At 72.9% G+C, this 15,859-nt stretch carries 16 protein-coding genes and 2 pseudogenes; 10 read left to right on the plus strand and 8 right to left on the minus strand.

Going from position 1 to position 15,859, the window contains the following annotated elements; all coding sequences use genetic code 11:
* Positions 1-454, minus strand: a pseudogene (locus ACXJKG_RS11560) (hypothetical protein); the annotation flags it as partial.
* Between the two features lie 107 nt (positions 455-561).
* Positions 562-1,572, minus strand: a complete 1,011-nt coding sequence (locus ACXJKG_RS11565) for a LacI family DNA-binding transcriptional regulator (protein ID WP_456845910.1) — start codon at positions 1,570-1,572, stop codon at positions 562-564.
* Between the two features lie 122 nt (positions 1,573-1,694).
* Here ACXJKG_RS11565 and uidA point away from each other — a divergent pair, with 122 nt between their 5' ends.
* Genes uidA through ACXJKG_RS11585 form a run of 4 tightly spaced genes read left to right on the plus strand, consistent with a single transcriptional unit; the run spans position 1,695 to position 7,463 of the window.
* Positions 1,695-3,479 (plus strand): beta-glucuronidase, encoded by a 1,785-nt coding sequence (gene uidA / locus ACXJKG_RS11570; RefSeq protein ID WP_456845911.1) that lies wholly within the window; start codon positions 1,695-1,697, stop codon positions 3,477-3,479.
* Positions 3,480-3,517: 38 nt separating this feature from the next.
* Positions 3,518-4,930, plus strand: a complete 1,413-nt coding sequence (gene uidB, locus ACXJKG_RS11575) for a glucuronide transporter (RefSeq protein WP_456845912.1) — start codon at positions 3,518-3,520, stop codon at positions 4,928-4,930.
* A gap of 2 nt (positions 4,931-4,932) precedes the next feature.
* Complete coding sequence (gene uxaC / locus ACXJKG_RS11580; RefSeq protein WP_456845913.1) at positions 4,933-6,360, plus strand: glucuronate isomerase; 1,428 nt, start codon at positions 4,933-4,935, stop codon at positions 6,358-6,360.
* A 32-nt stretch (positions 6,361-6,392) separates the two neighbouring features.
* Positions 6,393-7,463 (plus strand): DNA polymerase IV, encoded by a 1,071-nt coding sequence (locus tag ACXJKG_RS11585; RefSeq protein WP_456845914.1) that lies wholly within the window; start codon positions 6,393-6,395, stop codon positions 7,461-7,463.
* Positions 7,464-7,466: 3 nt separating this feature from the next.
* Here the strand turns inward: ACXJKG_RS11585 and ACXJKG_RS11590 are convergent, their stop codons facing one another.
* Together ACXJKG_RS11590 and ACXJKG_RS11595 are read right to left on the minus strand one after the other, a co-directional pair.
* Positions 7,467-8,228, minus strand: a complete 762-nt coding sequence (locus ACXJKG_RS11590) for a deoxyribonuclease IV (RefSeq protein ID WP_456845915.1) — start codon at positions 8,226-8,228, stop codon at positions 7,467-7,469.
* 32 nt (positions 8,229-8,260) lie between these two features.
* On the minus strand, positions 8,261-9,199 hold the full coding sequence (locus ACXJKG_RS11595; RefSeq protein ID WP_456845916.1) for a hypothetical protein: 939 nt from the start codon (positions 9,197-9,199) through the stop codon (positions 8,261-8,263).
* A gap of 100 nt (positions 9,200-9,299) precedes the next feature.
* Here ACXJKG_RS11595 and ACXJKG_RS11600 point away from each other — a divergent pair, with 100 nt between their 5' ends.
* From ACXJKG_RS11600 to ACXJKG_RS11615, 4 genes are read left to right on the plus strand one after another with little or no spacing between them, the layout of a single operon-like run.
* Positions 9,300-10,313 carry a zinc-dependent alcohol dehydrogenase family protein gene (locus tag ACXJKG_RS11600; protein WP_456845917.1) on the plus strand — a complete coding sequence of 338 codons (1,014 nt, stop codon included), beginning with the start codon at positions 9,300-9,302 and terminating at the stop codon, positions 10,311-10,313.
* A gap of 19 nt (positions 10,314-10,332) precedes the next feature.
* On the plus strand, positions 10,333-10,737 hold the full coding sequence (locus ACXJKG_RS11605; RefSeq protein ID WP_456845918.1) for a (R)-mandelonitrile lyase: 405 nt from the start codon (positions 10,333-10,335) through the stop codon (positions 10,735-10,737).
* Positions 10,734-11,111 (plus strand): DUF2255 family protein, encoded by a 378-nt coding sequence (locus ACXJKG_RS11610; protein ID WP_456845919.1) that lies wholly within the window; start codon positions 10,734-10,736, stop codon positions 11,109-11,111. The genes ACXJKG_RS11605 and ACXJKG_RS11610 overlap by 4 nt, the downstream gene beginning before the upstream one ends.
* Positions 11,112-11,160: 49 nt before the next feature.
* On the plus strand, positions 11,161-11,568 hold the full coding sequence (locus ACXJKG_RS11615; protein WP_456845920.1) for a hypothetical protein: 408 nt from the start codon (positions 11,161-11,163) through the stop codon (positions 11,566-11,568).
* Between the two features lie 6 nt (positions 11,569-11,574).
* Here the strand turns inward: ACXJKG_RS11615 and ACXJKG_RS11620 are convergent, their stop codons facing one another.
* From ACXJKG_RS11620 to ACXJKG_RS11635, 4 genes are all read right to left on the minus strand, one after another.
* Positions 11,575-12,063 carry a hypothetical protein gene (locus tag ACXJKG_RS11620; RefSeq protein ID WP_456845921.1) on the minus strand — a complete coding sequence of 163 codons (489 nt, stop codon included), beginning with the start codon at positions 12,061-12,063 and terminating at the stop codon, positions 11,575-11,577.
* A 46-nt stretch (positions 12,064-12,109) separates the two neighbouring features.
* Positions 12,110-12,385, minus strand: a complete 276-nt coding sequence (locus tag ACXJKG_RS11625) for an SHOCT domain-containing protein (protein ID WP_456845922.1) — start codon at positions 12,383-12,385, stop codon at positions 12,110-12,112.
* Positions 12,386-12,478: 93 nt separating this feature from the next.
* Positions 12,479-12,715 carry a hypothetical protein gene (locus tag ACXJKG_RS11630; protein WP_456845923.1) on the minus strand — a complete coding sequence of 79 codons (237 nt, stop codon included), beginning with the start codon at positions 12,713-12,715 and terminating at the stop codon, positions 12,479-12,481.
* Positions 12,716-12,765: 50 nt separating this feature from the next.
* The gene (locus ACXJKG_RS11635) at positions 12,766-15,006 is read right to left on the minus strand and encodes a LuxR C-terminal-related transcriptional regulator (RefSeq protein WP_456845924.1); all 2,241 of its coding nucleotides are present in this window, start codon (positions 15,004-15,006) and stop codon (positions 12,766-12,768) included.
* 148 nt (positions 15,007-15,154) lie between these two features.
* On the opposite strand from ACXJKG_RS11635, the gene ACXJKG_RS11640 reads away from it, so the two are divergent.
* Positions 15,155-15,553, plus strand: a complete 399-nt coding sequence (locus ACXJKG_RS11640; protein WP_456845925.1) for an SHOCT domain-containing protein — start codon at positions 15,155-15,157, stop codon at positions 15,551-15,553.
* Positions 15,554-15,580: 27 nt separating this feature from the next.
* A pseudogene (locus tag ACXJKG_RS11645) lies at positions 15,581-15,859 on the plus strand (DUF6325 family protein); the annotation flags it as partial.

Raw genomic sequence — 15,859 nt, forward strand, 5'->3', positions numbered from 1 at the left:
GTGCCGTGACCGCGTCGACGGCACCGCGCGCCACGTCGTCGCCGACGTCCGGGTCGTGCCGGTCCAGGCCACCCGAGGCGGCGCGCCGGTAGCCGGCCTCGGTCACCGTCAGGGTGACGACCCCGACCTCGGGACGGCTCAGGTGGTCCCGCCAGGCGCCCGCGTCCGCCCCGTCGTGCACGGAGACCAGCGAGTCGACCACGACAGGGTCGTCCCGGCCGGCGGAGCGGACGAGCACGGTGTAGCGGCCGTCCTGGGTCACGAGGGGTACGGCGGCGGCCGCCGATCGACCCGTGAAGGCGGCCACGCCCCAACGGTCCGCGACGCCCACCGACGTGTTGGCCAGGTCGGTGTACCAGATCGGGTGAGCCCGGGCGAAGGCCCCGAGCCCCAGGTGGACCAGCCGTACCGGGGCCGGCGCCTCGATGCGCTCCCAGCCCGTCTCGTCGTGCACGGTGTCCACCTCCAGATCGGCGACCCCTCGTCGGGTCTCGGACGATTCAGCACCCGGACAGGGTCCGATGGCAATCGGTTGCCGCGACTTGCCTCGCCGCCCACGGGTCAGGCGTTCCGACGGCGCACCCGTCCGGCCGTCGACTCCCGCACGACGAGCTGCGCGGGCAGGAGTGCCGGCCGCACGTCGGGCGGCGTCCGCGAGCGCATCCCGACCAGCAGGGTTTGCACGGCGTACCGGCCCAGCGACTGCAACGGTGCGGCGACCGTGGTGAGCGACGGCGAGCAGAGCTCGGCGCCGAAGATGTCGTCGAACCCGACGACGCTGACGTCGTGCGGCACGCGGACGCCGGCCGCCGCCAGCCCGCGCATCAGGCCGATGGCGACCAGGTCGTTGTAGGCGACGGTCGCGGTCACCGTGGAGCCGGCCACGTCCGCCGCCGCCTCCGTCCCACCCGCGAGCGTGGGCGTGTAGGGCCCGAGGCGCTGCACCCGCAGGCCGAGCTCGTCGGCGGCCTCGCGCATCGCGCGCCAGCGCATGCCGTCCGCCCACGACGCCTCGGGTCCCGCGGCGTACGCGATGGACCGGTGACCGAGCTCGGCCAGGTGCTCCATGGCCCGCCGCATCCCGCGCGCGTTGTCGGTGATGACGCTGGGGATGCCGGTGAGCACCCGGTTGAGGACCACTGTCGGGCGCTGCTTGGCCATGACCCGGATCGCGGAGTCGGACATGCGCGACGTGCCGAGCACGACGCCCTCGACCAGCGGCAGCGACCTCTCGAGCGCCTTGCGCTCCGCGGTCGCCGACTCGTGCACGTCCGCCACGAGCAGCGTGTAGTCCGCCTCCGTCGCCGCCATCTCGGCCCCGCGGATGATCTCGAAGTAGAACGGGTTGGTCACGTCGGAGACGACGAGCGCCAGCAGCGACGTCTTGCCGGTGGGCAGCGCCCGCGCCAGCGGGTTCGCGCGGTAGCCCATCTCCTCGGCGACCCGGCGGATCCGCGCCGCGGTGTCGGCATTCACCCGCCCCGGCCGGGAGAACGCCCGCGACACCGTCGACGGCGCGACCCCGCAGGCCTTCGCCACGTCGTAGATCGTCGGGACACGGCGCTCCTCCACCCTCCGGACGGTAGGCGTCGCGACAAGTCGTGGCAACCGCTTGTCGTCCCGGGGACGCGGGGCGTCAATGAGTGCACCGGCCGATGCGCAGATGCGTCGCCGGCGATGAGAGGAGAGCACCGATGCTTCGTCCCCAGGACACCGCGAGCCGCGAGCGCAAGACGCTGAACGGCATGTGGGACTTCCGCCTGGACGCCCCCGGCGCCGGCCGCCGCGAGCGCTGGCACGACGGCCCCCTCGCCGGAGCGCAGGCCATGCCCGTCCCCGCGAGCTACAACGACGTGCTCGTGGGGACCACCGGACGCGACCACGTCGGCGACGCCTGGTACCAGACCTCGGTCCGGGTGCCTCGCGGTTGGGAGGGCCAGCGGATCGCGCTGCGGTTCGACTCCGCCACGCACGCCGCGGTCGTGTGGGTCGGCGACACCGAGGTCGTGCGCCACGAGGGCGGCTACACGCCGTTCGAGGCCGACGTCACCGCCCTGGTCACGGCAGGCGACGAGATCCGCGTGACCGCCGTCGTCAACAACGAGCTGAGCTTCCAGACCATCCCGCCGGGCATCGTGCACGACACCCCGCGGGGGCGTCGTCAGCAGTACTTCCACGACTTCTTCAACTTCGCCGGCCTGCACCGCTCGGTGTGGCTGTACGCGACGCCGACGACGTACGTCGACGACGTCGTCGTCACCACGGACCTGCAGGGCACGACGGGCGTCGTCGCGTACGACGTCACGGTCGCCGGCGACGCCGAGCACACCGTGCGCGTCACGCTCCGCGACGCCGACGGCCGCACCGTCGCGACCGCCGAGGGCGCCAGCGGCGAGCTGGCGGTGCCCGACGTGCACCGGTGGGAGCCCGGAGCCGGCTACCTGTACGACGCCGAGATCCAGCTGCTCGACACGTCGGGGTCACCGTTCGACAGCTACCACCAGAGCGTCGGCGTCCGCACCGTCGAGGTCCGTGGCACGCAGTTCCTCATCAACGGCGAGCCCTTCTACTTCCAGGGCTTCGGCAAGCACGAGGACACCGCGGTGCGCGGCAAGGGGCACGACGACGCGTACCTCGTGCACGACTTCGAGCTCCTCGACTGGATCGGTGCCAACTCGTTCCGGACCTCCCACTACCCGTACGCCGAGGAGGTGTACGAGTACGCGGACCGCAAGGGCATCGTCGTCATCGACGAAGTCGCGGCGGTCGGGCAGAACATGGGCCTGGCCGGGGGCGTGTTCGGCGGCCAGAGCTATGTGACGTTCTCCCCGGAGACGGTGAACGACGTCAGCCAGGAGGCCCACGCGCAGGCCATCCGAGAGCTCGTCGCCCGCGACAAGAACCACCCAAGCGTCGTGCTCTGGTCCATCGCCAACGAGCCCGAGTCCGACACCGACGCCGCACGCGCCTACTTCGAGCCGCTGTTCGCCCTCACCCGCGAGCTGGACCGCAGCCGCCCGGTCGGCTTCGTCAACGTGATGCTCGCTCCGCACGGGACGTGCCAGGTCTCCGAGCTCGGGGACGTGCTCATGCTCAACCGCTACTACGGCTGGTACGTGAACACGGGCGACCTGGTCGCCGCGGAGGCCGCCTGGCTGGCCGAGCTGCAGCAGTGGGCCGGCGACGGCAAGCCGATCATCATCACCGAGTACGGCGCCGACACGCTCGCCGGCGTGCACTCGCTGACCCCGCAGCCGTGGTCCGAGGAGTACCAGGTCGAGTACCTGGAGATGAACCACCGCGTGTTCGACGCGGTCGACGCCGTCGTCGGCGAGCAGGTCTGGAACTTCGCCGACTTCGCCACCGCGTCGAACAGCGTGTTCCGGGTGGACGGCAACAAGAAGGGCGTCTTCACCCGCGACCGCCGCCCCAAGTCGGCCGCGCACGTGCTGCGCCGCAGATGGACCACCAAGCCGTGACCCGCAGCACCCAGCCACCCCTTGATCGAGGAGCCGTCATGACCAGCACCGTCGCTGTCCAGGACCCACCCGTCACCACGCCCGTCACCACGCCCACCGCCGCGCCGGCCCCGACGCTCCGGTTCCGCACGTACCTCGGGTACGCCGCCGGGGATGCGGGCAACAACCTGGCGTTCTCCATGACGTCGATGTTCCTGCTGCTGTACTACACCGACGTCGTCGGCATCTCCGCGGCMGCCGCGGGCACCCTGTTCCTCGTCGTCCGGGTCTGGGACGCGTTCGCCGACATCTGGGCGGGCCGCCAGGTCGACAAGACCATGACCCGCTGGGGCAAGTTCCGGCCGTTCTTCCTGTTCGGCTCGCTCCCCCTGCTCCTGCTCTCGGTGGCGACGTTCACGGTCCCCGGCGGCCTCGGCGGCACGGGCAAGCTGATCTACGCCTACCTGACGTACGCGCTGCTCGGCCTCGCCTACAGCCTGGTGAACATCCCGTACGGCTCGCTCGCGTCCGCCATGACGCAGGAGCCCGTGGAGCGCGCGCGGCTGGCGAGCTTCCGCTCGATGGGCACCGCGGCGACGATCATCGCGCTGGCGTTCATCGTGGCGCCGCAGATCAAGAGCTCGGACAACCTGCAGCAGTCGCTGACCCTGACCACCCTGCTCTTCGTCGTCATCGGGTTCGGGCTCTACATGCTGCTGTTCGCCACGTCGAAGGAGCGCGTGGCCCGCGATGTCGCCCACGTGAGCCTCAAGCAGAGCCTCGGCACCCTCAAGGGCAACCGCCCGCTGCTCATGCTGTGCCTGTCCGCGCTGTCGTTCCTGGTCGGCATGTTCACCCTGCAGACCGTCCAGGCGTACTACGCCCGGGACGTCCTGGGCGACGCCAACTACTTCATCATCCTGACCGTCGTCAGCACGGGCGTCATGTTCGTCGTCGCGGGCTTCATCCCCCGGATCGTGCGGGCGGTCGGCAAGAAGCCCGCGTATGTGGCCAGCAGTGTTGTCGCCATCGTCGCCGCCCTCGGCATCGCCCTGACGCCGTCGACCCGGCCGGGTCTCGCCATCGCGTTCTTCGGCCTCTACGGCGTCGGCATGGCCGCTGTGAACACCCTGATGTGGGCGCTCGAGGCCGACACCGTCGAGTACGGCGAGTGGCGGACCGGCGTGCGGACCGAGGGCACCACCTACGCGGTCTTCTCCTTCACCCGCAAGGTCGGGCAGGCCGTCGGTGGGGCCGCCGCGGCGTTCGGTCTCGCCTTCGTCGGCTACGTGGCCCAGCAGGACGTGCAGAGCCAGGCCACCCAGGACGGCATCCGCTACATCGCCGGCTTCGTCCCTGCGGCCTTCATCACGGTCGGCGTCCTCATCATGGTCTTCTACCCCCTGACCGAGGCCCGGTTCCGCACCATGGTCGCCGAGGTGGCGGCACGTCGCGCAGCGCGGGAGGGCTGACCGTGCCCACGCTCACCGCCCCGGCCCTGCGCCTGCACCCCGACCGGCTGCTGCCGTCCGCACCCGAGCGGCTGGCGATCGCCCGCCGCCTCTACGACGAGGTCCGCGACCTGCCCATCCTGTCCCCGCACGGGCACGTCGAGGCGAGGCTGCTCGCCGAGGACCGGCCGTTCACGGACCCGACGTCGCTGCTGGTCACGCCCGACCACTACGTGACCCGGCTGCTGCACGCGTCCGGTGTCCCCCTCGACCGGCTCGGGGTCGGGCAGGGCCCGCTCTCCCCCGACGCCGCCCGGGCGGCCTGGCGGCTGCTGTGCGAGAACTGGAGCGTCTACCGCGCGACCCCCGTGAAGTACTGGCTCGAGAGCGCCCTGTCCGACGTGTTCGGCCAGAGCCTGCGGCCCAGCGCGCGGACCGCCGACGAGCTGTACGACGGGATCGCCGACCAGCTCGCCCAGCCCGCGTTCCGGCCCCGGGCGCTGTTCGACCGGTTCGGGATCGAGGTCCTGGCCACCACGGACGACCCGGCGGACGACCTGGCCGCCCACGCGGCCCTGCGCGACGACCCCACGTTCACCGGGCGCGTGGTGCCGACGTTCCGGCCCGACCGCTACCTCGAGGCGGGTCGGCCCGAGTGGGCTCGGGACGTCCTGCGGCTCGGGGCCGTCGCGGGCGTCGACACCGGCACCTACGCCGGGTGGGTCGGCGCGATGGAGGACCGTCGCGCGTACTTCCGGGCGCGTGGCGGCGTCTCCACCGACCACAGCCACGAGGATGTCGGCACGGAGCCGCTCGCCCGCGCCGACGCCGAGCGGATCTACGCCGCCGCGCTGTCGGGCGTGGCGACCGCGCCGCAGGCCACGGCTCTGCGGCGGCACATGCTGCTCGAGATGGCCCGGATGGCGACCGAGGACGGTCTGACCATGACCCTCCACCCGGGCGTCCGACGCGGCCACCACACCCCGACGGCAGCCCGGTTCGGGCCGGACACCGGGCACGACCTGCCCCTGCCCGGGGCGTTCACCGACGCCCTGCGCCCCCTCCTCGAGCGGTACGGGACCCACCCGAACCTCACGCTCGTGCTGTTCACCCTCGACGAGACCGTGTTCTCCCGGGAGCTCGCGCCCCTCGCCGGGTTCTATCCGTCGGTGTACGTGGGCGCACCCTGGTGGTTCCTCGACGCGCCCGACGCCATCCGTCGCTGGCGGTCCGCGGTGTCCGAGACCGCCGGACTGTCCCGGACCAGCGGCTTCATCGACGACACCCGCGCGTTCTGCTCGATCCCCGCGCGGCACGACATGGCGCGCAGGCTCGACGCCGGCTACCTCGCCGGGCTCGTGGCGGACCACCGGCTCGACGAGGACGAGGCCGCGGACGCGGTCGTGGACATGACGCGCGGGCGTCCGCTGCAGGTCTTCGGCCTCGCGTAGCCCGTGTCGCACGTCCCGGGCAGACTCGGGTCATGGGTTCTCCCACGGCCTGGGTGCTGCACGTCGACCTCGACCAGTTCGTCGCGGCCGTCGAGGTGCTGCGCCGCCCGGAGCTGGCCGGCCWGCCGGTGGTCGTCGGCGGCCGCGGCGACCCGACCGAGCGGGGTGTCGTCTCCACCGCGTCCTACGAGGCCCGGGCCTTCGGCGTGCACTCCGGCATGCCGCTGCGGGTGGCGGCCCGCAAGCTGCCCGACGCCGTGTTCCTGCCGGTGGACGGACCCGAGTACGAGGCGGCGTCGGAGGGCGTGATGTCGACGCTGCGCTCGCTCGGCGTCGTCGTCGAGGTGCTCGGCTGGGACGAGGCGTTCCTCGGCGCGCAGACCGACGACCCCGAGGCGCTGGCCCGCCGCGCGCAGGACGCGGTGCTGCGCCAGACGCGGCTGCACTGCTCGGTGGGCATCGGGGACAACAAGGTCCGCGCCAAGATCGCGACGGAGTTCGGCAAGCCCGCCGGCGTCTTCCGGCTCACCGCGCAGAACTGGTTCGACGTCATGGGTCACCGACCAACCAGGGAGCTGTGGGGCGTCGGGTCGAAGGTGTCGGGACGGCTCACCGCGCTCGGCATCGGCACAGTCCACGAGCTGGCCGCCGCGCCGGTCGACGCCCTGGTCGCGGAGTTCGGGCCGCGGATGGGCGTCTGGTACCACGAGCTCGGGCAGGGGCTCGKCCCGACGACGGTCGACGACACCCCGTGGGTGCCGCGCGGGCACAGCAGAGAGACGACGTACCAGCAGAACCTCACGACGCCCGAGCAGGTGCGCGACGCGGTCCGCGAGCTGGCGGTCGCCGTGGTCGAGGACGCCGCGCAGGACGGCCGCGAGGTGCTGCGCGTGGCGATCAAGGTGCGCTACGCGCCGTTCGTCACCAAGGGCATGAGCCGCAAGCTCGCGCAGCCGACGCGCGACGCCGGCACCGTCATCGACGCGGTCATGGCGCTCGCGGACAAGCTCGAGGACCGCGAGGTCCGGCTCCTCGGCGTCCGCGCGGAGATGGTCGTGCCCGACGACCCCGCCGACCGGACCCCGGTGCGCGGCCGGATCTGAGCGTCAGCCTGCGAGAGCCGCCCGCAGGAACGCGATGTCCTCGGCCTGGCCCTCCGCGGGCGTCTCCACCAGCGCGTCGCACCCCGCCTCGCGGACCACGTGCGCGATGAGCTCCGGCGGGATGGTGCCCGTACCGAAGTTGGCGTGCCGGTCCCGCGAGGAGCCGTGCTCGTCCCGCGAGCTGTTGGCGTGCACGAGGTCGACCCGTCCGGTGATGGCGCGCACGCGCTCGACKAGGGTCTCGAGGTCCTCGCCCGCCGCCCAGGCGTGGCAGGTGTCCAGGCACAGCCCGACGTCGTACTGGCCGATCGCGTCCCAGAGCATCGCGATCCGGTCGAGCGTGCGGGCGCACGCGTTCTCGCCGCCGGCCGTGTTCTCGACCAGCACGCGCACGGGGAACGTGGCGCGCTCGAACGTCTTGCGCCAGTTGTCGATGCCGACCGCGATGTCGTCGCCCTCGCCGACGTGCCCGCCGTGCACGATGAGCCCCCGGGCGCCGAGGGTCGCMGCGGCGGCCGAGTGCTGCGCGATCATGTTCCGGCTCGGGATGCGGATCCGGTTGTTGGTCGACGCGACGTTGACCAGGTAGGGCGCGTGCGCGTAGATGCCCAGCCCCGAGGCGAGCAGCGCGTCCGCGTCGTCCCGCGGGACCGGCTTCTTCCACCCCTGCGGGTCGGCCAGGAACACCTGGACGCACTCGGCGTCCAGGGTGGCGGCCGTGGCCACCGGGTCGTCGTCGCGCACATGGGCGCCGATCAGGACCATGTCGGTCTCCCTCCGCTCGGGCACGCGCCAGGCTAGACCGCGGCGACGACACCCGCTGGGTCCCGTCCGTCGGCCGCCCAGCGCAGCACCCGCAGGCCGCGCAGGGTGAGCCAGCGGCTGGGCTGCCCCTCGGTCTCGCCGAGGTCGATCAGCAGGCGGTCGTGGTACGCGCGCTCGAGCCGCCAGCGGCCGTCGGCACCCCGCTTCGACCCGAGGACCTCCAGCGCCTCGGCCATCCGCTCGTCGGGCCGCGGCCGGGCCACGCGCAGGTAGTCCAGCACGCGGGCGACGTCGTAGTGCCACCCGTTCGGGAACCCGATCTGCAGCCACCGCTCCTGCGGCACGACGTCGTCGGTGAGCCGGTGCAGCAGGCGGCGGTCGAGCAGGTACTCCTCGCCTCGCACCCGGGCGGCGCGGACGTCGTCGTCGGGCCCGGTCGACCGCTCGTACTCCAGGAGGCCCTCGAGGACGTTGATCGTGGTGTCGAACGACCCGCGGGTCGAGCCGTTCTCCTGCTCGCAGTTCCAGCCCCCGTCCGCCATCTGCTCCGTGAGCAGGCGGTCGACGACGACCCGCACGTCGTGGCCGAAGTAGGCGCCGATCGCGACGGCGCGGCCGTTGATGCACGGCTCCACCTCGCCGTCGAAGAACTTCATCGTCGGGTCGTACTCCCAGCGCGCGGCCTCGTGCACCGGTGCGAGCGCGCGGCGGGCCTCGTCGCTGCCCGGGTCGAGGCCGAGCACGCGAAGGAGACGCAGCGTCGCCTCGGTCGAGACCCACTCGGGGAAGAACGTCCCGCCGCTCCACCGGCCGTCAGACCCCTGGGCCGCGAGCAGCTGGGCACCCCAGCCCTCGTGCGCCACACGCGCGCGCTCGGCGGCGACCTGGTCGGCGGGCGCGTCGGTGAGGTCCTGCAGAACCTGCCAGCGCAGCGCCGGGTCGGAGTCGAGCAGCCAGGCGATGACGTCCATCGGTCCATCGTGCCGTGGCCCCGTGCCGCCGTCACGACGGGCGCTGGGGGGTTCTGACAGGTCCTCCCGCCGCGTCCGGCGACCGTGTTCCATGGATCCCATGCGAGGAGCGATCATCCACGGACCCGGGGACGTGCGCGTCGAGGAGCGTCCCGATCCCACCGTCATCGAACCCACCGACGCGGTCGTCCGCACGGTCGCCGCGTGCGTCTGCGGCTCGGACCTGTGGCGCTACCGGGGGCTGGCCGAGGTCCCGCGGCCGACGCCGATCGGGCACGAGTACGTCGGCATCGTCGAGGAGGTCGGCGACGCCGTGACCACGGTGCAGCCCGGCGACTTCGTCGTCGGCGGGTTCCTGCACAGCGACAACACCTGCCCCGTCTGCCGCAAGGGCATGCACTCGGCGTGTCAGCACGGCGGCGGGTACGACGGCTGCCAGGCGGAGAAGATCCGCATCCCGAACGCGGACGGCACGCTGATCGCCACCCCCGGTCAGCCCGCCGCCGACCTGATCCCGAGCCTGCTCGCGCTCTCCGACGTCATGGCCACCGGCTGGCACGCCGCCGTGTCGGCCGGCGTCGGCCCCGGCACCAGCGTGGTCGTGGTCGGCGACGGCGCGGTCGGCCTCAGTGGCGTCCTCGCCGCTGCGCAGCTCGGGGCGACCACGATCATCGCGATGAGCCGGCACGCGGACCGCCAGAAGGTGGCCACGGAGTTCGGCGCCACCCACCTCGTTGCCGAGCGGGGCGAGGAGGGGCTCGCCCGCGTGCGGGAGCTGACCGACGGCATCGGCGCGGACGCGGTGCTGGAATGCGTCGGGACCGAGGAGGCCCGGCTGCAGGCCGTCCAGGCCGCGCGCCCGGGCGGCATGATCGGCCTGGTGGGCGTGCCCCACGGCGACCTGCCCACGGACCAGCTGTTCTGGGCCAACAAGGGCATCCGCGGTGGGCCGGCGCCCGTCCGTGCGTACCTCCCGCGCCTCATCGAGCTGGTCCTGGACCGGCAGATCGACCCCGGCAGGGTCTTCGACCTGACGCTTCCGCTGTCCGAGGTGGCCGAGGCCTACCGCGCGATGGACGAGCGGCGCGCGATCAAGGTCCTGCTGCAGCCCTGACCGACAAGGAGACACCGACATGGAGATCACCCCGCTGCCGTCGACGCAGAAGGGACCGGAGGAGTGGTTCAGCGGGGACGTCTGGTTCGACGTCCTCGGTGCCCCGCCCGCGCCCGCCCGGCTGCGCGTCAACACCGTCCGGTTCGCGCCCGGCGCGCACACGTTCTGGCACCGGCACGTCAACGGCCAGACCCTGCACGTCACCGAGGGCGTGGCCCGCGTGGGAACCCGCGACGGGACGGTGGTCGAGGTGCGGCCCGGACAGACCGTCTGGACGCCGCCGGGCGAGTGGCACTGGCACGGCGCCGCCCCGGACGGGTTCATGACCCACCTGGCGATGTGGGAGATCGGCGACGGCACCGCCGGCCCCGATACCGAGTGGGCGGAGCCCGTCACCGACGAGCAGTACGGGACGGGCGCATGAACGCGTGGACCGCCGACGAGCTCCGGCGCATCGAGCGGGTCGACGAGCTCGAGGTGTCCTCTCGGCGACCGGACGGGAGCCTGCGGCCGTTCGTGACGATCTGGTTCGTCACCGCCGGCGCCGAGCTCTACATCCGATCCGCGCACGGGCCGACCAACGGCTGGTTCCGCCGAGCGCGGGAGTCGGGCGCCGGCCGGGTCCGCGTCGGATCCGTCGAGAAGGACGTCACCTTCGAGGACGGGACCGACGCCGCGCACCGCGAGCTCGACGCGGCGCTGCACGCGAAGTACGACCGGTACGGGCCCGGTCCCGTCGGCGCGATCGTCGGCCCGGCGGTTGCGACCGTGACGCTGCGGGTCGTTCCCGCGGACTGATCGGGGCCCGGATGGTGCAGAACGGGCGGAACCGGTCGATGATCACCAGATGGGCGTACCCAAGGAGACCGAGTCGAGCATCGACCTGCCGGTGTCGACGGCCGTCGCGTGGCGGGCCCTGACCACGGCCGCGGGCGCTGACGAGACCGTCCCGGGCACCACGTGGCACCTCGAGAACGCCGACGTCGCGATCGACTCGGCCACGGCCGGGGAGGGCGCCGGCGGCTTCGCCACCTGGAACGGCATCGACTACCGCGTCGCCGCGCACCTCGTGCCCCGAGGCTTCGGCAAGACCCTCCTGCTGCTCACCGCCGATCCCGGCGTCGAGCAGCACGGGCTGATCGGGGACGCGCACGCCTCCGTCTCGCACCGGCACGCGCGCCGGGACCTGGAGGCCCTGGCGCAGGCCGTCGGGGACGCGGTCGAGGCGGCGCAGCGCGGGACCCCGGCGGGCTGACCGGGGTCAGTCGGCCAGACCGATCGCCTCCAGGTCGAGCGGGTGGATCCACTCGTCGCTGACCGGCACACCGCCGGCGCGGGCGATCGCCTCGCGGAGCGGGATCGCCCACACGTGCTCGATCAGGGCGATCGCGGCGGCGCTGCCCTCGGGGATGGAGTCGGCGACGTCCCAGAGCTGAGCGTCGTCGATGAGGTGCCCGTCGGACCCGGCCTCGAACCCGAGCAGCGCGCCGACCTCCGCGCCCTCCTCACCGGCCAGGCCGAGACCCAGCAGGGCGCCGATCGTCGCGCCGACGTCCTCGGCCTCGTCGATCGACAGGTCGCTGCGGCGCAACGCCTCGATCGAGCCGTCCTCCAGCTTCTGCACGGCGAGCACGTCGATCAGGCGGATCTGGTCGTTGTCCCGCAGGTACGCGAGCTCCTCGAGGATCTCGCCGGTGAAGTTCGGCCGGTCGAAGGCCACCACGAGCAGCTGGACGGGTCCGATGGTCATGCTGGTCTCCTGGGTACGCGTGATCGATGGGGTCGGACGGTCGGGCTCAGCGCGCGAGCAGCTTCGCCTTCTCGGCGTCGAACTCCTCCTGCGTCAGCACGCCGGCGTCGAGGAGTCCCTTCAGCTTCGTGAGCTCGTCGTACACGTCGGTGGCCGGTACGGCCGGGGCCGGCGGGGCGGGCGGCGGCTCGGGGGGCGGGGCCTGCTCCGCGGCGGCCTGGTCCGCGGAGGCCTGCGCTGCGGCGCCTCGGGCGGCACCAGCCTTCGAGGCGACGTGGGCCGTGGCTCCCAGGACGGCGGCTCGTCTCAGCATGCGCGGCATGGGGTGCTCCTTCGCTGGCGTGGCACCCGAGGACCGCGACCGTGTCGTTCGCCCGGGTTCACGCCATGCTCGTGCGGGCGCCGAGCGGTGTGCTCACCCGCGCGGGCGCTCACCCGGGTGATTGGGCGGTTCCGTCGGAGCGGTCGAGAACGACACCACCTCGAGGCCCAGGTCGAACAGCCGGCGCAGGACCCCCTGCACGTGCGCCTGGTCCGTGAGAGGCCCGACGAGCTCGGTCCGACCGTCCCCCGCCGTCACCGTCATGCCGTCGACGGCGTCGCCGAAGCGTTCGTCGAGCTCTCCCGCGACCACGATCGTGCAGATGACCATCCGGGCATCGTGGTCGCACAGGGGGCGTCGCGGACCACCCCTGCGGACGCTCACCCGGGTGGTTGCGCGTCCCGCTCGTCGAGCCGGGCGATCGCCGCCTCGCGCGAGGTCACGCCGAGCTTGCGGTACGCGGCCTTGAGGTGGGACTTGACGGTGTTGTACGAGATGAAGAGCTGCTCGGCGATCTCGCGCTGCTGGAGGCCGTCGCCGGCGAGGCGGAGCACGACGACCTCGCGCTCGGACAGCGCCTCGCCGAACTCCGTGGGGTGTCCCCCCGGCGCCGCCAGCACGCCGCGCAGCGCCGTCGAGCGCGCCGCCAGCGCACCGGCGTCGGTGAGCCGGTCCAGGACCTCGTCGGCGAGGTCGACGGACGCGAGCGCGGCGGCTCGGTGACCGAGCACGCGGTCCGCCCTCGCCAGCAGCAGGTACGCGTTGGCCAGCCAGGCGCTGCGGCCGATCCCCTCCAGGACGTCGATAGCAGAGCGGAACAGCGCGACGGCACCCTGCGGGTCGCCCGCGCGTCGTGCCCGTTCGCCGCGGGCGAGGAGCAGCAGCCCGCCCGAGGGCGAGCGGTCGGCGCCGATGACCGTCAGGACGTCGCTCATCCGGTCGAGCAGGGCATCGGCGTGGCTCTGGGCCCCCAGCGAGGACTCCACCAGGCCGAGGTTGCCGACGGCGAACGCGAGCATGATCGGGTTGGCGTCGGAGATCTGGCCGACCGCGAGGCGCAGCGTCTCCGCGGCTTCGGGCGCCCGCCCCTGCAGGTAGAGCGCCTGACCGAGGCCCGACAACGCGATCCCGTGCCAGCTGGGGTTCGGGGCACCGACGACGGCACGTCGCGCGGCGGCCTCGGCGCGCCCGACGTCGTCGACGCCCACGACCGCGTCGAGGAAGTCGATGCGGAAGCCCAGCGACAGTCCGTCGGAGTCGAGGATGTCGAGCCGGCCGCCACGGGCGACGTCGAGCCACCCGGCGGCCCGGTCGATCTCGTTGTTCAGGCTCGCGGCCACCGCCCGGACGAACGCGAGCTCGGGGTCCCGCTGCGCCTCGGGCCACGAGAGCGCGKCGAGCCATCGGCCGATGGTCGCGCTGCGCCCGGCGGCGGACATCGACTGCACCTGGCCGGAGACCAGCCGGGACGCCGTCGCGACGTCGCGCGACGCGATCGCGTGGTCCGTGGCCGCCTCGAGGTCCCCCGACGCCTCGAGCCAGGCCGAGGCGCGCGCGTGCAGGACGGGCACCAGCTCCGCGCGGGTCCGGCCGAGCTCGACCCGCAGCGCCTCGCTGAAGAGCTGGTGCGCCTGGTACCACTCCCCCGCGCTGTCCACCGAGATGAACAGGTTCGCGCGCTCGAGGTGGGCCAGCAGCGCGCCCGAGCCCGACGTCTGCGTGACGGCGTCGCAGAGCGGGCCGCTGAGCCGTCCGAGGATGGAGACCTCGAGCAGGAAGTCCCGGGTCGACGGCTCGACCAGCTCCAGTACGTCCCGGGCGAGGTAGTCCACGACGTGCCGGCTCGCCCCCGTGAAGCTCTCGATGAACGCGCCGCGGTCGGTCGGCGGCATCAGCAGCGACGCGAGCCGCAGGGGTGCGGGCCAGCCGCCGGTCCGCTCCGCCAGCCGGTGCTCGTCGGCAGCCGAGAGGTCCACCACGCCGATCCCGTCGAAGAACCGGGAGAGCTCGTCCTCGTCGAACCGCAGCACGTCCGCCCGCAGCTCGGCCAGGTCGCCCGAGGCCCGCAACGTCGCCACGGCGAGGGCGGGGTCGGACCGCGTCGAGACCACGAGCTGCACGCGCGACGGACGGTAGCGCAGGAACTCCGCCAGCTGGGAGCCGATCTCGGGGGTCTCGGCCCGGTGGTAGTCGTCCAGCACGAGCACGACGTCGCCGGTCCCCCTCGCCAGCTCGGCGCACAGCCGCGGGAGGGCCGCGTCCACGATCTGCTCCGGGTGTGCGCGCACCGCGAGGATGCCGCCGACGTCGACGAGGGGGTCCACCCCGGCGAGCGCGGCGACCACGTGGGTCCAGAACCGGGCCGGCTCGCAGTCCCCCGCGTCGAGCGTCACCCACGCGAACCGCGTGGCGGGGTCCGCCTGCACCCACTCCGCGAGCACCGTCGTCTTGCCGAACCCTGCGGGGGCCGACAGCAGGGTCAGCCCCTGGCCGCGACCCTCGCGCAGGGATTCCAGCAGGTGCGGGCGGCTCACCGCGCCGCGCGGCAGCCGCGGCGGCGCCAGCTTGGCGCGCACGACGCCCAGGTCCGGGGACCACGGCGCATCGACGTCCTGCAGCATCAGCTCTCCCAGGGCCGTCCGGCTTGCCTGAAATGCACCCTAGTCCGTCTCACCCGGGTGATTGACCGCGGGGGTGATCCCGAGCACGGACCAGGCATCCGACGATCTCCACGAGCCCTTCGCTCTACCGCCGACCTAGGAGTCCGCCATGAACCTGTCCGCGACGTTCGGCAGCGGAGACGTGCTGCTCTGGATGCTCGAGTTCTTCCTCTTCATCATCTGGTTCTGGCTGCTGATCGCCATCTTCGGGGACCTGTTCCGCGACCGGGAGACCGGTGGCGGGGTCAAGGCGCTGTGGGTCGTGCTGCTGATCGTGCTGCCGTTCATCGGCATCCTGCTGTACCTGATCGTGCGCGGCCGGGGCATGGGCGAGCGGCAGGCCGCACAGATGCAGGCGGCCCAGTCGGCGTTCGACGACCGGATCCGGAGCGCGGCGCCGACGGCGTCGGCAGCGGACCAGATCGCCCAGGCCAAGGCGCTGCTCGACTCGGGCGCCATCGACCAGGCGGAGTTCGCGAAGCTCAAGGCCGCCGCGATCGGCTCCTGAGCCTTTACCCACAGAAGGAGACGTCCGATGACCGAGTCATCGCTGGACACGCTGGGACCCGTCGACTACCTGGTCGTCGAGTTCCCGGCCGGGCAGAGCAGCTTCACCGGGGAGATGGTCGACGAGCTGGTGAAGCTGGTCGACGCCCGCATCATCCGCGTCATCGACGTGCTGGTCCTCACCAAGGACGAGGACGGCTCGGTCGACGCGATCGAGCTCTCCGACATCCCCAACCTCGGGCCGCTGGAGGCGATCGAGGCCGAGCTGGCCGAGCTGCTCGCGGCCGAGGACGTCGAGAACCTGGCC

This window comes from Cellulomonas sp. P5_C6 (assembly GCF_054049635.1).